This is a genomic window from Pseudomyxococcus flavus (genome assembly GCF_050038885.1).
In the GTDB taxonomy this organism is placed as follows: domain Bacteria; phylum Myxococcota; class Myxococcia; order Myxococcales; family Myxococcaceae; genus Myxococcus; species Myxococcus flavus.
In genome coordinates this window covers 4041571-4058205 of sequence record NZ_CP143624.1, presented here as the reverse complement: position 1 = coordinate 4058205, position 16635 = coordinate 4041571, and the positions used below count along the sequence as shown (strand labels likewise).

Annotated in this window: 14 protein-coding genes; 8 read left to right on the top strand and 6 right to left on the bottom strand. The window is 69.9% G+C overall.

Annotated features, from left to right (window positions below; all coding sequences use genetic code 11):
• Positions 1 to 24: 24 nt before the first annotated feature.
• A complete protein-coding gene (locus tag VZL07_RS17075) occupies positions 25 to 540 on the bottom strand; it encodes a DUF6484 domain-containing protein (RefSeq protein WP_426756605.1) in 516 nt (171 codons plus the stop codon).
• Between the two features lie 3 nt (positions 541 to 543).
• Complete coding sequence (locus VZL07_RS17070; RefSeq protein WP_426756604.1) at positions 544 to 1008, bottom strand: DUF4150 domain-containing protein; 465 nt, start codon at positions 1006 to 1008, stop codon at positions 544 to 546.
• Between the two features lie 101 nt (positions 1009 to 1109).
• On the opposite strand from VZL07_RS17070, the gene VZL07_RS17065 reads away from it, so the two are divergent.
• The 3 genes from VZL07_RS17065 (at position 1110) to VZL07_RS17055 (ending at position 4591) form a co-directional block, all read left to right on the top strand.
• Positions 1110 to 2039, top strand: coding sequence for an ABC transporter ATP-binding protein (locus tag VZL07_RS17065; RefSeq protein ID WP_426756603.1), 930 nt, complete (start codon positions 1110 to 1112; stop codon positions 2037 to 2039).
• A 23-nt stretch (positions 2040 to 2062) separates the two neighbouring features.
• Positions 2063 to 2809, top strand: coding sequence for an ABC transporter permease (locus VZL07_RS17060; protein ID WP_426756602.1), 747 nt, complete (start codon positions 2063 to 2065; stop codon positions 2807 to 2809).
• Between the two features lie 177 nt (positions 2810 to 2986).
• Complete coding sequence (locus VZL07_RS17055) at positions 2987 to 4591, top strand: serine/threonine protein kinase (protein WP_426756601.1); 1605 nt, start codon at positions 2987 to 2989, stop codon at positions 4589 to 4591.
• 75 nt (positions 4592 to 4666) lie between these two features.
• Here VZL07_RS17055 and VZL07_RS17050 read toward each other — a convergent pair whose 3' ends face one another.
• Positions 4667 to 5239 (bottom strand): glutathione S-transferase family protein, encoded by a 573-nt coding sequence (locus VZL07_RS17050; RefSeq protein WP_426756600.1) that lies wholly within the window; start codon positions 5237 to 5239, stop codon positions 4667 to 4669.
• Between the two features lie 97 nt (positions 5240 to 5336).
• Between VZL07_RS17050 and VZL07_RS17045 the strand changes: the two genes are divergently transcribed.
• The 4 genes from VZL07_RS17045 to VZL07_RS17030 all read left to right on the top strand — a co-directional run bounded on the left by VZL07_RS17045 (position 5337) and on the right by VZL07_RS17030 (position 10144).
• Positions 5337 to 6545, top strand: a complete 1209-nt coding sequence (locus VZL07_RS17045) for a hypothetical protein (RefSeq protein ID WP_426757303.1) — start codon at positions 5337 to 5339, stop codon at positions 6543 to 6545.
• A 3-nt stretch (positions 6546 to 6548) separates the two neighbouring features.
• Positions 6549 to 7853, top strand: a complete 1305-nt coding sequence (locus tag VZL07_RS17040; protein ID WP_426756599.1) for a JmjC domain-containing protein — start codon at positions 6549 to 6551, stop codon at positions 7851 to 7853.
• 91 nt (positions 7854 to 7944) lie between these two features.
• The gene (locus VZL07_RS17035; RefSeq protein ID WP_426756598.1) at positions 7945 to 8088 is read left to right on the top strand and encodes a hypothetical protein; all 144 of its coding nucleotides are present in this window, start codon (positions 7945 to 7947) and stop codon (positions 8086 to 8088) included.
• A gap of 115 nt (positions 8089 to 8203) precedes the next feature.
• Positions 8204 to 10144, top strand: a complete 1941-nt coding sequence (locus VZL07_RS17030; protein ID WP_426756597.1) for a DUF4135 domain-containing protein — start codon at positions 8204 to 8206, stop codon at positions 10142 to 10144.
• Here VZL07_RS17030 and VZL07_RS17025 read toward each other — a convergent pair.
• From VZL07_RS17025 to treZ, 3 genes are all read right to left on the bottom strand, one after another.
• The gene (locus tag VZL07_RS17025) at positions 10119 to 11555 is read right to left on the bottom strand and encodes a M20 family metallopeptidase (protein WP_426756596.1); all 1437 of its coding nucleotides are present in this window, start codon (positions 11553 to 11555) and stop codon (positions 10119 to 10121) included. The genes VZL07_RS17030 and VZL07_RS17025 overlap by 26 nt on opposite strands.
• Positions 11556 to 11715: 160 nt before the next feature.
• On the bottom strand, positions 11716 to 13065 hold the full coding sequence (locus VZL07_RS17020; protein ID WP_426756595.1) for a discoidin domain-containing protein: 1350 nt from the start codon (positions 13063 to 13065) through the stop codon (positions 11716 to 11718).
• A 301-nt stretch (positions 13066 to 13366) separates the two neighbouring features.
• Complete coding sequence (gene treZ, locus VZL07_RS17015; RefSeq protein WP_426756594.1) at positions 13367 to 15226, bottom strand: malto-oligosyltrehalose trehalohydrolase; 1860 nt, start codon at positions 15224 to 15226, stop codon at positions 13367 to 13369.
• Between the two features lie 246 nt (positions 15227 to 15472).
• Here treZ and VZL07_RS17010 point away from each other — a divergent pair, with 246 nt between their 5' ends.
• Positions 15473 to 16618, top strand: coding sequence for an AAA family ATPase (locus tag VZL07_RS17010; RefSeq protein ID WP_426756593.1), 1146 nt, complete (start codon positions 15473 to 15475; stop codon positions 16616 to 16618).
• The last annotated feature ends 17 nt before the right edge of the window (positions 16619 to 16635 follow it).

Genomic DNA, 16635 nt, shown 5'->3' with positions numbered 1-16635 from the left:
CCAGCGGTCCTCCGGGGAGCCTGCTCAGTTGATCTGGACCTTCCCGCCCTTGATGCGCTGCACCTGCTCCGCCTCGGTTCGGATGTTGGCGCCACGCAGGATGACGTCCCCGTTGCGCCGCAGGGTGAGGCTCGCCTTCCCACACGTCAGCGTGACCTCCTCCCGGGCCTCGATGCGGACCTGCCTGCCATCCACCCGGGCCTCTCGTGGACCGGCGTCCAGCGAATCCAGGAGGGCCTCGGTGAGCGGCGCGGCGCTGGTGTTCTGGAGGAGCCCGACGAGGACGGGCAAGGCGGGGTCCCCGTTCTCGAAGAGCAGGAGCGCTCCCTGCCGCTCCACCGCGGCCCGCCGGATGGCCTCGGGCGTCAGCGCCACCGTGCTGCGTACCGAGAGTGGACCGCGACGGTTGCCCTCGAAGTCCACCAGGAGGACCCCGCTCGCGCCGTCCCCGGCCACCCACCCGACGCGCGGCGAGGAGATGCGCTCTTCTGGGGAGGGCGAACCCTCGGCCGCCCCCCCGCCTCGCTCGGGCGCGTCCATGGACTAGAGCTCCTCTCCGCAGACATCGCAGGGGAGCTCTTCGGGCCGCTTGCCGAGAGAGACAACGGGCGGCTGCATCAGCGGCACGGGAGGTGTGTTCTTGTCGTTATGCAGCATGAGGTCGAAGGCCCGCGCCACGTTCTTGCCCTCGAACTGCACGTCGAAGGAGTAGTTGACGAACTCGGCCTTGCCCCGGGTCTTCCCCGAGGCCACGCCGCCGCCCGCGGTGCCGGCCTCGTCTCCGGTGCTCGTCTTGAAGTTGGAGTCCTTCACGCACACCGGGTTCCCCTCCACCGAGACCTTCTTGGTGCCCTGGTCGGTGTCCGACGACATGGCGACATTCGGGTAGGGGATGGGCACCGGCCCCGCGGGGCTGGGCGTCTTGCAGACGTCCGGGAAGGCAACGGTGACGCCGTTGGAGTCCTTGGTGACAACGGACATCTTGTTCACGCCCACGCTGTTCGCCATGCCGCGGAGCATGATAGGGCGGCGCGCCGCTGCCCGCCAGCGCCGGCCGCCGCACACAAGGCAAGCGCCGCGCGAGCGAAGGTGTTACAGGAGGCGGCGCCATGTCCGTCCCCGCCCTCGAACTCCAGGGACTCTCCAAGCGCTACGGAGAGTTCACGGCCCTGCACACCGTGGACCTTGCCATCCGCCCCGGCGAAATCTTCGCCCTCCTGGGCCCCAACGGCGCAGGCAAGACGACGATGATTGGCAGCGTCTGTGGCCTGGTGAAGAAGTCGTCCGGCACCATCCGCGTCTTCGGCAAGGACCTGGACCAGGACCCGGTGGGCCCGCGCTACGACATCGGGCTCGTCCCGCAGGAAATCAACTTCGACCCCTTCTTCACGGTGGCCGAGTCGCTGCGCATCCAGCTGGGCTTCTACGGCCGCCCCGCGGACGACGCGCGCATCGACGAGGTGCTCACCGCCCTCAACCTGCACACGAAGAAGGACGCGTACACGCGCGCGCTCTCCGGCGGCATGAAGCGCCGGCTGCTCATCGCCAAGGCGCTGGTGCACAAGCCCCGCCTCGTCTTCCTCGACGAGCCCACCGCCGGCGTGGACGTGGAGCTGCGCCGCGACCTGTGGACCTACGTGCGCAAGCTCGCCGCGGAGGGAACCACCATCGTCCTCACCACGCACTACCTGGAAGAGGCCGAGGAGCTGGCCGACCGCGTGGGCATCATCAACGAGGGCCGCCTCCTCATGGTGGAGGACAAGGACACCCTGCTGCGCCGCTTCGGCGAGCGCCGCGTCGTCATCACCTTCGAGCAGCCGCAGCCGGGCCTGTCCGAGGCCGGCAAGCGCTTCGCCGCCCGCCTCTCCGAGGACGGCCGTACCCTCACCTACGTGGAGCGCGATGGCTGCGCCCCGTCCGGCGAGCTGCTCCGCGCCCTCTATGCCGAAGGGCAGCTCATCTCCGACGTGGAGACGCGCCGCTCGCGGATGGAGGACGTGCTCATCGAAATCCTCCGCGGCCGTCCGCAAGCCGCCTGAGCCCCATCATGAACGTCCTCGGGATGAAGACACTTCTGGCGAAGGAGGTCCGGCGCTTCATGCGCGTGCCGGGACAAACCGTCCTCTCGCCCCTCATCAGCACCACGCTCTACTTCATCGTCTTCGGCTACTCCATCTCCGGCCGAATCCAGACGGTGGAAGGCTCGCCCTACCTGCACTTCATCGTGCCGGGCCTCGTCTTCCTCGGCATCGCCAACAACGCCTTCCTCAACAGCTCCTCGTCGCTGTTCATCACCAAGATTCAGGGCACCGTGGTGGACCTGCTGGTGGCGCCGCTGGGCCCCGGCGAGCTGATGGCGGGCTTCATCGGCGGCGCCATGGTGCGCGGCCTCGTGGTGGGCCTGCTGACCTGGGCCGTGGCCACCTTCTTCACCGGCTTCAGCCTGGAGCACGCGTGGGTGGCCGCGTACTTCCTCATCATGTCGTCCTACGTCTTCAGCGTGCTGGGCATGCTCGCCGCCGTGTGGGCCGAGAAGTTCGAGCAGATCAACTTCTTCCCCACCTTCGTCATGCTGCCCCTCACCTTCCTGGGCGGCGTCTTCTATTCCGTGCGCGAGCTGCCCGCGCCGTGGAACACCGTCAGCCTCTTCAACCCCATGGTCTACATGGTGGAAGGGCTGCGCTACGGCATGCTCGGCCGCAGCATCTACTCGCCCCTGGGCGGCGGCAGCATCCTCCTCGCCGTCTCCGTGGTGGCCACCCTCGTGACGTATTGGGTCCTGCGCTCCGGCTACAAAATGAAAGCCTGAGTCACCCCGGAAAGCCGGCGAAGAGGCCCTGCCTGCCCGCCTGCTCGCTTTCTCCCTTGTGGGGTAATTCGCGACTGAGCAATTCCCATGAGGTAAGAAAGAGCGATATCCTGGCGGGCACACATGGCTGTGCCATTCGGGAAGTACGAGTTACTGCGTAAAATTGCCTCTGGGGGAATGGGTCAGGTCTTCCTGGCCCGCGAACACGGGACGGGATTCGAGCGGCTTGTCGTCCTCAAGCTCATCCTTCCCCACCTCGCGGAGGACGACGAGTTCCTCTCCATGTTCCTGGACGAGGCGGGGCTCGTGGCGCGCCTGACGCACCCGAACCTCATCACCATCCTCGACCTGACAGAGATTGAGGGCCGGCACTGTCTGGCGATGGAGTACGTGCAGGGCGACGACGTGCGCCGCCTGGACAAGGCCGCGCGCGCGCAGGGCAAGCCGCTGCCGGTGGGCCTCATCCTCCGCATCATCGCGGACGCGGCCGCGGGCCTCCACTACGCGCACCAGGCGCGCGATGCCCAGGGCAAGCCGCTGCGGCTGGTGCACCGTGACGTGTCGCCGCAGAACATCCTCGTGGGCTTCGACGGCGGGGTGAAGGTCATCGACTTCGGCGTGGCCAAGGCGGCCACCAGCAGCCAGAACACGGCCACCGGCGTCCTCAAGGGCAAGTACCCGTACATGTCCCCGGAGCAGGCCGGCGGGCTCTCCATCGATGCGCGGAGTGACTTGTTCGCGCTGGGCGTCGTCATGTGGGAGCTGCTGACCGGCAAGCGCCTCTTCAAGGGCGAGTCGGACATGATGACGCTGCGGCTGGTGAAGGACTGCCAGGTGCCGCGGCCCTCGCAGCTCAACCCACGCCTGCCGCCGGGGCTGGACGAAGTGGTGCTCAAGGCGCTGGCGCCCTCGCCGGACCAGCGCTACCCGGACTGCAGCGCCTTCCGGCTGGCGCTGGAGGACTACGCGCTCAACCTGCGGCTGCCCTCCAGCAGCGCGCACCTGGCCGCCTTCCTGCGCGAGCTCTACGCGGACCGCATCGCCCAAGAGACGGACCCGGCGAAGCTGGACCAGCTCGCCGAGGACGCGGACCTGGACTCGCGCTCCAACTCGTCGCTCAGCGGCGTGCCGGGCGTGCTGGGGCCCGCGGGGCGCTCCTCCCCGTCACGGGCCGTGCGCGGCTCGCCGCATGGCGCCGCCCCCGGAACGCGCTCGCGCCGGGCCGTGGCCGCGCCCCCGGTCCCCGAGAAGACGCGAGGCACCGCGCCGCTGGCCCGCCCGCCGGAGTCGCCCAGGCGCATCCCCCTGCTGCCGGTGGTGACGGCGGGCGTGGGCCTGCTCATCGTGGGCGCTGGCGTCATCGTCCTGCGCTCGCCCGCGGACGCCACGCCCATGCGGCCCCCGCCGGTGGAGGTGGCCGTGCCCCACCAGCCGGAGGCTCCGCCCGGAACCCAGGCGCCCCCGAAGGTCGCCCCCGAGCCGGTGCGCCACGTGGCGCTGCCCGTCATCACCGAGCCCCCCGGCGCCCGGGTGAGCGTCAACGGGGAGGAGCGCGGAGAGACGCCGCTGAGCCTGGAGCTGGAGCCCGGGGCGGCCCCGGTGTCGGTGACGCTGGCCCTCAGCGGCTACGAGCCGGTGACACGGCAGGTGTCCGCCGCGGATGAAGAGCTGCGGCTCGAGCTGCGGCGCACCGGCGGCGGCAAGCCCACCGTGGGCGCGCAGGGCACGAAGCGGCCCACCGGTTCCCAGGGCGGCGGCCTGGGCATCAAGACAGGCCGCTGAGCCTCGCGCGGAGAGGACTCTCGAAGGTGGCGCGGCGGCCGGGCCCTCCGAGGCTTCGGCCTCGGGCAGGCCGTCTCAGCCCAGCTTCATGGCCTTGGGACGGGCCAGCAGCCGGTCGACGTAGGCATCCAGCGCGGGCCGCCCCGTCTTGCTCCCGAACAGGCGCAGCCAGATGAACATCGAGCCAATCATCACGTCGGCCGCGGTGAAGCGCTCACCGAAGAGATAGGGGCCCGCGCCCAGCTCGCCTTCCACCACGTTCAGCGCCGTCTCGAAGTCCGTCCAGCCACGCGCGGCCCCCGTCGGCAGCTTCAACATGTGGTCGCCCATGGCGGGCTCGAGCTGCGACGAGGAGTACACCATCAGCGACAGATAGCGCCCCCGGTCCTTGTCACCGGGCTTCGGCGCGAGCTGCGCCTCCGGGAATCTGTCCGCCAAATAGAGACAGATGGCCGCGCTCTCGAACAGCCGCTCGTCGCCGTCCACCAAGGCTGGCAATTTCCCGGCGGGATTGATTTTCAGGAAGTCAGGCGACTTGTTCTCTTTCTTCTCGAAGTCGATGGGGACGATTTCGTACTGCGCGCCACACTCGTCCAGCATCCACTTGGCGATGGTCGCGCGGCTTCGGGGATTGAAATAGAGCTTCATCGTCGCACCTGGCCTTTCCGGTGAAGGGGCGTGCCGTGCATGCCTCATGCGATTGAAGAAATCCACCGCTGGACGCGCGCCCACCCGCCGGACTTCGATGGTGCAAACCATGCCGACGAGACACACCTCCGACTGGGCACGCTTCGCGCGCACACACTGGGAGAAGTCACCCACGCGGCTGCGGCTGTCGCACCCACTCATTCCACCCGAGCAGGCCTTCCAGGGCCTCGTTTCGGTCAGCGCGCCCTTCCGCTTCGGCACGCGCTTCCGCGCCCTGCCCGACGTGCGCTTCTTCGCGGACACGGCCCGGCTGCGCGCGCCCGGCACGCTGCTGCCCGGCGACGCGGACGCGAGCGTCGAGGCCTATCTCCAGCGCATCGGCCGCGAGCTCGGCGCTTCGCGCGGCTTCCAGTGCTTCGTGGAACAGCCGCTCATGTTGGATTACGCGCAATGGGAGCGCGTGCGCGGCTTCATCGACGGCGTGCTGGCGCAGGTCGGCGTCCCCGTGCTGCCCATCGTCAGCGACCTGTGGCTGGGCCGCTTCAGCGAAGCGCCGCAGGGCGCCGCGCGCCGCGAGCACCACTCCCGCTTCACCGTGGTGCTCCAGGGCCGGCTGCGCGCCCGCCAATGGACGAAGGACCCGAGCAGGGCCCGCGACGTGGAGGCCGAGGCCGGGGACGTGCTGTATGCGCCGTCCCACGTCTGGCAGGAGGAGACGAGCGAGGAGGGCGCCCTGGTGCTGCGGTTGTGGATTCCCGTGCGCGGCAGCGAGCCCCTGGACGCCGTGAAGGACGTGGCGGTGAAGCTCCTGAACGCCCAGTACGGAGAGGATGGCACCGTCCCGTACCTGCCCTGTTCCGGGAAGCGGGGACGCGCGCGGGTGCCACGGCTGGCCCACGCCGCGAGCGCGCTGCGAGACGTGACGCACGGCCCGGACCTGCAGCAGGTGCTGCGCATCACGTGGGCCCAGCGCGTCAGCGCCTCCGCGCTGGAGCCGGTGCCCCCGCCGCGTCCCCACGAACCACTGGAGGAAGACGCCTTCGTGCGGAAGACGCTCCCGGGCCGCGTGGTGCGGATGCAGGACAGCCCGGGACAATGGTTGTGGGCCGTCAACGGCCACGCCTTCGCCGGCCCAGGCCCCTTCGCGGCGCACGTGCTGGACGCGCTGGCACCGGGCGTCCCCGTGCGGGTGGGCGCCCTGTGGAGTCTGGGGCGGGGCGCCTCCCAGCGTGAGCAGGTGCGGTCGCTGCTGGAAACCCTTCATGCGCTTCGCGGCATCGAGCGCGTGTCCCTGAAGGAGGCGTGACACATGGCCCGAATCGACATCCAGCGCCGGTTCGACTGGGACACCTTCGTCACGCGCTACTGGAACCGTCGCCCGGTGCTCTACCAGGCGACGGGCGTCAATCCCTTCAGGGATGCGGACGTGTTCGACGCGGCCCTCGGCGCCTCGCGCGGCGCCATGGCCCCACCCACGACGCTCGAGGCGCGCACGGACGTCCAGTTCACCATCGACAAGGGACAGCCCGTTCAACTGGCGCCCTGGCTCCCCCGGGACACCGACGGCTCGCTGGACGGCTACGACGCGCGGCTCGCGGACACGCTGGGCACGCGTCGCTACGCGCTCATCATCTCCCTCCTGCACTCCCATGGCTTCGGGCTCTGGTCCCAGGAGCGGGCCTTCTTTTCCGAGCTCTGGCGGCGCGTGGGCATGCCCCTGTCGGGCGCCATCACCACGTTGTTCCACGGGAACTACGAGCACAGCCCGGTGGGCGTCCACCTGGACCGCTTCACCACGTTCCTGTTTGGCCTCCGCGGCCGCAAACGGATGCGCTTCTGGGCCCGGCGCCCCTGGAGCATGCCCGTCACCACCCTGGTGGACTACGCGCCCTACCTGGAGAAGTCCTTCACCGCGGAGGTAGGGCCAGGCGACATCCTCTACTGGCCCGCCAGCTACCACCACGTCGGCGAGAGCGCGGGCGAAGGCGTGGCCACCAGCGTCAACGTGGGCATCCCCATCACCGGGCATCAGACGCGCGATGACGTGGAGGACCTCTTGAGCGCGGGCGGCGCCGACGCACTGCGTGTGCGTGACGCGGCGCGGAGGCGTCCACTGGAGCCGGGGGTGCTCGATGGCGGCGTGCTGCCGCGGGAGCTGCCGGTCGCACTGCGGCAGGCCGCCACCACCTTGCGTGAGGCCACCCGCGACGCACGCATGCACGCCAACATCCGCACCTTGTGGCTCAACCGGCTCTCCGCGGGCGGCTTCGAGCCCTCACCCCCACCCGCGCGCCGGAGGCCGCTCAAGGACACCGACAGCCTTCATGGAGACAAGAGCTTTCCCATCCTGATGGAAAAGACAGGCACGGGATGGTGCTGCTCCGCCAATGGAAACGCTTTGCACGTTTCAGGCCCCCGGCAACCCGTGGATAAAGTTATCAAGATACTGAACACGGCGCGTGAGGTGTCCGTCAACGAGCTCCTGCGCCCGTTTCCCTCGCGAGGCGCCCTGCCGCTCCGTGTCTTGGAATCACTGCCCGCGACACGGGAGGGCGTGCGCCGGATGCTGGAAATTCTACTGACATTCCGAGCCATCCACCTGGCTGCTTCATAACGCAGCAAGCAAAGACATCTCAACTTGACTCATTTGAATTACGCACTTTACCATGCTTGAGCAGTCTGCCCCCAACGTGTGGAGGATTCCCATGGTGAAGGCGAAGACGAAGGCGAAGGCGCCCAAGCAGGCCAAGAAGCTGACCCAGGTGCTGCAGGAGCTGGAGAAGACGGTGAAGCCCGCGGATGCCCGGAACGCGGCCCGGAGCTGCGCCCCCCGCATCTACTGCGTCTGACGCGCCACGGGCGTTTGACTCGGCGCTTTTCACGCGCGTCCCGGCCTTTGCCGGGCCGCGCGTTTCTATTTTCCGCCCACCGGGCCAGGGCTGATTGATGACGCGCAGGGCGCATGTGCTGCCACTCCTTGCTTTGCCACCACCGGCCGCCCCTCCCCGCTTCCCTCCGCACACCCGCCGTCTCCTGGACGCCCTCCGCACGGGACGGGCCGACAGCGGCTTCTTCCCGCCCATTGCCCGGCCCGGGCCCGAGCGCGTGCTGCACGAGGCCCGCCCCTTCCAGGGCGCTGACGACGCCGCGCGCTTGGGCGCCCTGCTCGCTCGGCCCGCCTTCCAGCCACTGGTGATGCTCTATGAATCCCTGGGCGACGGCTGCGACGCCATCGTCCGGCGACACCCTGGGCTGTTCGCCCCGCGCGTGGTGCGCATCACCAACGCCGCACTGTTCGGCCCGGTGCTGATGGAGGCCTTCGTCCTGTGCGCCTCCGCCTCCGCGACGGACGGGACTCTTCCGGTCGTGCGCGCCCTGGGGGACGGCTTCCTGGCCTTCTTCGGCCTCTTCGTGAAGCGGCTCGCGCGCGACCTGAAGGCGGGCGTCTTCCGGCGCGCGGGCTTCGAGGGCCCCGTCACCCACCTCTGGACCAACCCCGAGGAGACGCACAATGGACGGCAGCACGTCCTGCGCGTCCAGTTCCGCCGGGGCGGCGCGCTGGCCTACAAGCCCCGGCCCGCGAGCGGCGAGTCCCTCTTCCTGGCCGAGCCGGAGCGACGCACGCCGCGCTCGTTCTTCGACTGGGTCAACGACCTGCCCCCGGCCTCCGGCGAGGTGCGGCTGCCCACGCTGCGCGTCCTGCGCGGACGAGGCAGGGACGGTGCTGCCTATAGCTGGCAGGACTGGATTGAGAGGCCGCCTCAGTGGGGCACCCTCCGAAGCTCGCCCCGGCTGAAGCTCCAGGCCTGCCAGCTGCCTCCGCCCCAGGCCGCGCGTTTCTGGCATCGCGCCGGCGCGCTCACCGCCACGTGCTTCGCCGTGGGTGCGTCGGACCTGTTGGGCAGCAACCTGGTGGTGGGCGTCCGGCGCGGACAACGCGAGCCCCTGCCCTACCTGGTGGACCTGGAGCTGTTCTTCTGCCCCGTGCGCCGGCTCCCCGAGACGGGACTGATTCCAGACAGCGCCCGGCGCGGTGACCACCACGTCGGCTTCGAATGGCGCGCCTGGTGGTGCACCACGGGCGGTCCGCTGCTGTGCTTCTTCCCCGGCCGGGGCGGAGTGCTCCAGCTTCGCCCCCGGAGGCGCGCGTGGGCCCGCGAAGAAGCCCGGTCCCTGGTGGCGGACACCGACGGCAACGTGGGCTACGCCGCCTACCTGCTGCCCTACCTGCGCGGCATGTTCGACGTGTGGACAAAGCTGCTGCTGGCGCGCGAACGGGTGGCGGCCTTCCTGACGCGCGCGGCGCGGCGGCACTACGTGCGCGTGCTCGTCAAACCGTCGGACGCGTACGGCGCCGCGCTGGAGCAGATGATGCTGTCATCCCAACGACAGGACCCCGCCACGGGGAGCCAGGGACGCGTGCGTTTCAGCAAGGAGGAGCGCGAGCAATTGGCCCGCTTCGACGTGCCCTACTTCTTCCGCAAGGCGGACGGAGGTCCCCTGTTGATGATGGATGCGCCGCCAGCCTCCACGGCTTTCCGGCGCGTGGGCCCGCAGCAGCTCGTGGATGCCCTGCCACCCCCTGCTCCGCACATCCTGAGCGGAGAGCAGCTCGGCCTGATGAACCTGGGCGTGGCCCTGCGCGACGCGGTGGACGCCGTCGCCCCGGACCTCCGCCACCGCGTTCAGGAGGCGCCCGCGTGGGGCGTGCGTCTGGCATTGGAGGCGGATCGCCGGAAGGGCTCGGTGTCCTTCGACTGGCCGGAGACGGGCAAACGCCTGACATTCTCCTGGAACCGCCGCACCGTGCGCCTGCACGACGAGGAACTGGAGGAGGAGCCCGCTCCCCGGCGCGGAGAGCGGACCCGGCCGCGACCACCTACCGGTGGAAGTGCTCGGCGATGACGCTGGCCACGCAGCAGGTCAGCTTCTTGCCGGTGGGGATGTGGAGGAACTCGTTGGGGCCGTGGGCGTTGCTGCCCGGCCCCAGCAGGCCGGTGACGAGGAACTGCGCCTCCGGGAAGCGCTCCCCCAGCATGCCCATGAAGGGAATGGAGCCCCCCTCGCCCATGGCCATGGCGGGCCTGCCGAAGTAGCTGGCGGACGCGGACTCCACCGCCTTCGACAACCAGGAGGCCAGCGGCGGCGCGTCCCAGCCGGCGCCGGCCTTCTCGACCTCGAACGTCACCTTCGCACCGTACGGCGGGTCCTTCTCCAGCGCCTGCGTCAGCGCCTGCACGGCCGCCTTGGACTCCACGCGCGGAGGAATGCGCATGGACAGCTTCACGGTGGTGAAGGGCCGCAGCACGTTGCCCGCGCTGCTGAGCGCCGGCATGCCGTCCACGCCCGTCACCGACAGGGCCGGACGCCACGTCCGGTTGAGCACCAGCTCACCGCCGTCGTCGGACATGGGGCGGATGCCGGGCACCCAGGGGAACTTGGTGAAGACCTCCTCGCCCAGCACCTTGGCCGCCGCGCGGGCCTGCTCGCGCCGCGCCTCCGGAATCTCCGTGTGCAGCGCCTCCACCAGCACCTTGCCCGTGGCCTCCTCCTCCACGCGCGACAGCACCTGCCGCAGCACGCGGAAGGACGAAGGGACGATGCCGCTGGCGTCCCCGGAGTGCACGCCCTCGGTGAGCACGTCCACCCGCAGGTTGCCGGCCACCATGCCGCGCAGCGACGTGGTCATCCACAGCTGCTCATAGTTGGCGCAGCCCGAGTCCAGGCACACCACCAGCGACGGCTTGCCGATGCGCGGCGCCAGCGCCTCGATGTAGGCCGGCAGGTCATAGCTGCCGCTCTCCTCACACGCCTCGATGAGCACCACGCAGCGCGCGTGCGGCAGGCCCTGCTCGCGCAGCAGGCGGATGGCGGTGAGCGACGCGAAGGCGGAGTAGCCGTCATCCGCGCCGCCGCGGCCGTAGAGCTTGTCGCCCTCGCGCACCGGCGTCCACGGCGTCAGGCCCTCGCGCCAGCCCGTCATCTCCGGCTGCTTGTCCAGGTGGCCGTAGAGGAGGACGGTGTCGTCGCCCTTCGTCCCCGGCACCTCCATGTAGATGAGCGGCGTGCGCTCCCGGCCCTTCTCGTCCTTGAGGCGGACCACCTCCAGCACCAGGCCGGGCAGGTGCTGGGCCTGGGCGCGACACCAGTCCGCGACGAGCTGCACCGCGGCCTCCATGTGGCCGGAGCGGACCCAGTCGGGGTCGAAGGCGGGCGACTTGTTGGGGATGCGGATGTAGCGCTCGAGCGCGGGGAGGATTTCCTGCTCCCAGATGCGGTCGGACGACTCGGTAGCGGTCTGGACGTTCATGGCCATGTCAGGCCGAATCCAGAACACGGGAGAGGGGCCCCTGTCGACAGGGGGAATCCCGGGAGGGCCCGGACCCCGGTGATGGCGCCCATCGAATGCCCTGAAAACGCCACGCCCCGGCACCCCAGGGAAGGAGCACCGGGACGGGCGTCACGCGGTCAGCGGCTCACTGCTCCGGGTTGATTTCGCGCACGGACATCCACTTGAAGTCCACGTCCCTGGCGCTGTCCCAGCGGAACACGGCGATGGGGCCACCCCAGGTGATGGGCATGGCGTCCACGGCGCCGCCGCAGTGGCTGGCGTCACCACCCCAACTGCCCGAGTCCACCATGTCGTAGACCTTCTTCCAGGTGACCTTGTCGGCGTTCTCGTTGAGGTACATCTCCAGGCGCACGGCGTCCTTGCCGTTGACCTTGGTGTTGCGCATCACCGACTTGAAGCCCACCCAGCGGCCCCGCAGCGCCGAGGTGCCGGACTTGTACGACGACTGGTCGTAGGAGACATGCCACGTCTCCTTCTGCCAGCGCACGCGGCCGTCATAGTGCAGCGAGCCCTTGTAGCTGCTGCCCTCGCACCCCGAGTGGTTGTCGTTGTGCTTGCCGCCGCGCGCGTACCACGCGAAGTTGTCCGAGTTGTCCGACACGGAGTTGACCTTGATGAAGCCGGTCATCTCGATGTTCTTCCAGTCGTTCGCCGCCTGCATGTAGCCGCGGCTGGCCAGCACGTCGCGGTCATACGTCGGAATCCTGGACGCGCTGTAGCCCGTGGAGGTGAACACGGACATGCGCACCTTGTCGCTCTTCATCTTCCAGGAGCCATCCGAGTTGCGGGTGATGGTGTCCTGAGGGTCGAAGCGCTTGTCGGACGTCGCGTTGTCCGCGAGGAACCACTGCTCGCCGCCCGACCTGGTCGGGTAGAGCATCTTCACGCCGAACTTGTCCTGGGTGGGCGTCGGCTCGGGCTCGGGAGTGGGCTCCTCGGGAGCCGGCTCCTCGGGCTCCGGCTCGGGGTCCGGAACGGTGGCGCCGGCGACGGCGGCCATGTCCGTGATGCTGCCCCAGGTCGTCTGGGTGCTGCCGTAGAAGGTGACGCGCACGTAGCGGGCGTTCACCGTGGGGAAGGTGAAGCGCTCGAAGTCCTTCGTCTTGCCCGAGGAGATGCCGACGAACACCTGGGTGTACGTCGAGCCATCCGTCGAGGTGGAGATGTCGAAGAGGTTGATGCGCTCGTTGCCGCGGAACCAGGCGATGTCCACGCCATTCAGCGGCTTCACCGCCCCCATGTCGCCGCGAACCCACTGGCCCGCGCCATCTGCCGACCAGCGCGTGGCGCTGTTGCCATCGATGGCCATCGCGGCCGTGTTGCCCGTCTCCTGGGAGCTGGCGGTCGCGGACGTGAAGCCGCCAGCGGCCAGAGCGGGCGTCGCGAACGCGCCAGCGGCCAGCGAGAACGCGGTGACAGACGTACGGAAGCGCTTCCATCCCCCGCGGGACGAAGTCGAGTGCTGTCGATTCAAGTAACTACCTCAAGTGAGGCCGCGAGCTTCCGCGACTCACCAGCATGGCCAGGGCCACACCGGCGCGCCGCGTTCCCCCCGCGGCGCGTGGACTTCCATCCCCGGGTCTCCCGTGAAGCCCCCACCCTCACGGGGGGTGCGCTCTCCAGGAGTTGCCAGGGGAGTTACCGACTCAACGACGAACTGCGGGCCCCAATACCCTTTGAGTCGATATGGAATTCCCAACCCAATTGTTGAGCATGTTTCCAGCCATGCTCGGCTGCTCACCTTCGACACATACGATGAAACATTGCACGTCCTGTCAATCTTTGGCGGGGAGCCTTATCACAGCCACGGCCGAACCATTCAGCGTCACCGTGTCTTGATTCAATGGCTGCAATTTTTCGGAGCCTCCGAAGCGAGCAGCTTCGGTCCACAGCACCAGCTCCGCGCCCGCGGGCACCGGATGTTCCAGCACGCCGCGCAGGCAAAGCAACACCTGCAGTCGCTGCCCGCCCCCACGCCGTTCGAGCACCAGGGCGTCTGGCCCCAGGGCCCGGGCCTCGTAGGTGCCCCGGCCCGTCTCCCGCAGCGCCGGCTCCGAGGCGCGGAGCCGGAGGAGCTCGCGGTAGAGGGTCCGCACGCCCGCATGCCCGGGCTTCTCCGCCTCGCTCCAGTCAAGCCGCGAGCGGGTGAATGTCTCCTCGGCCTGGGGGTCCGGCACCTCGGCGCCCGCGAACCGCGCGAAGCCGGCGAACTCCCTGCGCCGGCCCTCGGTGACGAGCCGGCCCAGCTCCGCGTTGTGCTCGGTGAAGTAGAGGAAGGGCGTGCTCGCGTTCCACTCCTGCCCCATGAAGAGCAGCGGCGTGTAGGGCGACAGCAGCAAGAGTGCGCTCATGGCGCGGAAGGCCGCCGGGCTCACGTCATGACCCAGCCGCTCGCCGAAGGCCCGGTTGCCCACCTGGTCATGGTTCTGGATGCAGAAAACGAAGCGCCAGGGCTCCAGGCCGTCCGCCTTCGTGCCGCGCGCGTGGCCCAGGTTCTTCGACACCTGCCCCTCGTAGAACCAGCCCTGGTTCAGCGTGCGCGCCAGGTCCTCCGTGCTGCCCGTGTAGTCCTGGTAGTAGCCCTCGCTGTCCCCGGCGAAGGCCCTGCGCATCTGGTGGTGGAAGTCATCCGCCCACACGCCGTCCAGCCCCAGGCCGCCCTCGGACGTGGGGCGCAGCAGGCGCCGCTCGTTGCGCTCGTCCTCGGCGATGACGTGCACCTGCCGCCCCGGCGCGCAGGCGCGCGCGCGCTCGGCAATCTCGGTGAGCAGGTGCGGCGTGCCGTCGTCGATGATGGCGTGCGCCGCATCCAGCCGCAGCCCGTCCAGGTGGAAGTCGCGAATCCACATCTCCACGTTGGCCAGCACCTGGGCGCGCGCGTGGGCGCTGCCCTCGCCGTCGTAGTTCACCGCGTCGCCCCACGGCGTGTGGTGGCGGCCGGTGAAGTAGTGCGGCGAGTAGACGCGCAGGTAGTTCCCGTCCGGCCCGAAGTGGTTGTAGACGGCGTCCATCAGCACCGCGAGCCCGTGCGCGTGCGCGGCGTCCACCAGACGGCGCAGGCCCTCCGGGCCGCCGTAGGCGTGCAGGGGCGCGAAGAGGTCCACGCCGTCATAGCCCCAGTTGCGCCGGCCGGGGAAGGACGCCACCGGCATCAGCTCCAGCGCGGTGATGCCCAGCGCCTTCAGGCCAGCCAGCCGGGGGATGAGCGCCTCGAAGGTGCCTTCGGGCGTGGCCGTGCCCACGTGCAGCTCGTAGATGACCAGGTCCCGCGGCGCCACGCCCTTCCAGCCCGCGTCCGTCCAGGCGAAGTCCGGCACCACCACCTCGGATGGTCCGTGCACGCCCTGCGGCTGCGAGCGCGACCAGGGGTCCGGAAAGGGGCCCTCGCCATCCACGCGCAGCTTGTAGCGCAGCCCCGCGCCCGCTCCCTCCAGCACGGCGCCGAAGCAGTCCCCGGGCTCGGGCGTCATGGGCAGCACGCGCCCGGGCGTCCCCTGCGCGTCGTGCAGCACCACCTCCACCCGCTGGTGGCCGGGGGCCCAGACGCGCCACCGCACCCGCCGACCTTCTTCCACCCACGCCCCCAACAGGGGCGCCTGAGACCGCGCACTCACAGACTCGTCCACTGGCACCATGGGCGTGTCCCTGTAATGCGCCGCCCCTGCCCTTGAGGAGCACTCCGTGCATGCGGGCGCGGGCGCCTGTTCACGGGTGGGCATGACTTCCAGAAGGAATGGACACCGGACGACGGTGTTCGTGACGTCGCCGTGGCCCCATAGGGCCGGACAGCGGCGGCGCGCCCGCCCTCCCTTGTCCGCTCGCTCGCGCCCCCGGAAGATGCGCCCCCCGGCAGCCGTCCGCCCTGAAGGGAGTTACCTGGAATGAGCCCCATCCGCCCCGGCCCGGAGCCGCTGCCCCTCCCCGTTGATTCGGACGTGCGCGCCCGCGTCGCCGCCATCGAGGTCCTCTCTCCCCGCGAAATCGACGGGCGGCTGACGGACCTGGGCTACCGGGGGCAGGCCGAGGCCCGGCGCGCGGCCTCCGTGCTGGCCTACCGGCACCTGCGCCGCATCCGCCGGCTGTACCTGGAGGGGCTCGCCCCCGAGCCGGGGACGCGGGAGAACTGCCTGTTCCTGGGCCCCACGGGCTCCGGGAAGACGTTCCTCGTGGAGCTGCTGTTTCGCGAAATCCTCGCCGTGCCCACGGTGCTGGCGGACGCCACGCAGTTCTCCGAGACGGGCTACGTGGGCGACGACGTCAACACGCTGCTGTCGCGCCTGTACGAGGCCGCGGGCCAGGACTCCCAGTGGGCCGCGTGCGGCGTGGTGTGCCTGGACGAGTTCGACAAGCTCGCCACCAGCCGCTCCGACAGCCGCTTCGCGGGACAGCAGACGACCAAGGACGTCAGCGGCTTTGGCGTACAGCGCAGCCTGCTGCACCTGCTGTCCGCCCCCAGCGCGGACTTTCCGCCGGACTTCGGCTTCACCAGCCGCACGCAGCCGGACCGCATGGAGCTGGCCTGCGTCACCTTCATCGCCTGCGGCGCCTTCAGCGGCCTCAAGTCCACCGCGGAAGGACTGGAGCGCGGCGAGCGCCTGGGCTTCGGCCGCGAGCCGATGCCCTCCGGGCAGGAGCGCATCGCCACCCAGGTGACGGAGGAGCAGCTGGAGCAGACCACGGCCTTCGCCCGCTACGGCTTCATCCCGGAGCTCATCGGCCGCTTCAATCGGCTCGTCTCCTTCACGCCCCTGGACGCGGACACCCTGGGAGACATCCTCCAGAACAACGTGCTGCGTGCCTATGAGCGCGAGTTCGAGCAGGAGGGCCTGTGCCTCCTGGTGGAGCCCGCGGTGCGGGAGCACGTGGTGGCCCGGGCGCTCAAGCGGGAGACAGGCGCGCGAGGGCTCCGCGCCACGCTCGCGCCCTTGCTGGAGCGAGCGGCCTACGAACACTTCGGGCACCGGGGCAACGACGCCACCCTCCGGCTGACGCTGGAGGACGGCCACGTCCAGGCGCGGGTGGTGTAGCGCCTGGCCCCGAGGGT

Bases quoted from the DNA above. Each gene is read 5' to 3' on its own strand.
- VZL07_RS17040 (WP_426756599.1), top strand. From the start codon at position 6,549: ATGGCCCGAATCGACATCCAGCGCCGGTTCGACTGGGACACCTTCGTC.
- VZL07_RS17035 (WP_426756598.1), top strand. From the start codon at position 7,945: ATGGTGAAGGCGAAGACGAAGGCGAAGGCGCCCAAGCAGGCCAAGAAG.
- VZL07_RS17075 (WP_426756605.1), bottom strand. From the start codon at position 540: ATGGACGCGCCCGAGCGAGGCGGGGGGGCGGCCGAGGGTTCGCCCTCC.
- VZL07_RS17055 (WP_426756601.1), top strand. From the start codon at position 2,987: ATGGGTCAGGTCTTCCTGGCCCGCGAACACGGGACGGGATTCGAGCGG.
- VZL07_RS17045 (WP_426757303.1), top strand. From the start codon at position 5,337: ATGGTGCAAACCATGCCGACGAGACACACCTCCGACTGGGCACGCTTC.
- treZ (WP_426756594.1), bottom strand. From the start codon at position 15,226: ATGGTGCCAGTGGACGAGTCTGTGAGTGCGCGGTCTCAGGCGCCCCTG.
- VZL07_RS17050 (WP_426756600.1), bottom strand. From the start codon at position 5,239: ATGAAGCTCTATTTCAATCCCCGAAGCCGCGCGACCATCGCCAAGTGG.
- VZL07_RS17065 (WP_426756603.1), top strand. From the start codon at position 1,110: ATGTCCGTCCCCGCCCTCGAACTCCAGGGACTCTCCAAGCGCTACGGA.
- VZL07_RS17010 (WP_426756593.1), top strand. From the start codon at position 15,473: ATGAGCCCCATCCGCCCCGGCCCGGAGCCGCTGCCCCTCCCCGTTGAT.
- VZL07_RS17070 (WP_426756604.1), bottom strand. From the start codon at position 1,008: ATGGCGAACAGCGTGGGCGTGAACAAGATGTCCGTTGTCACCAAGGAC.
- VZL07_RS17025 (WP_426756596.1), bottom strand. From the start codon at position 11,555: ATGGCCATGAACGTCCAGACCGCTACCGAGTCGTCCGACCGCATCTGG.
- VZL07_RS17060 (WP_426756602.1), top strand. From the start codon at position 2,063: ATGAAGACACTTCTGGCGAAGGAGGTCCGGCGCTTCATGCGCGTGCCG.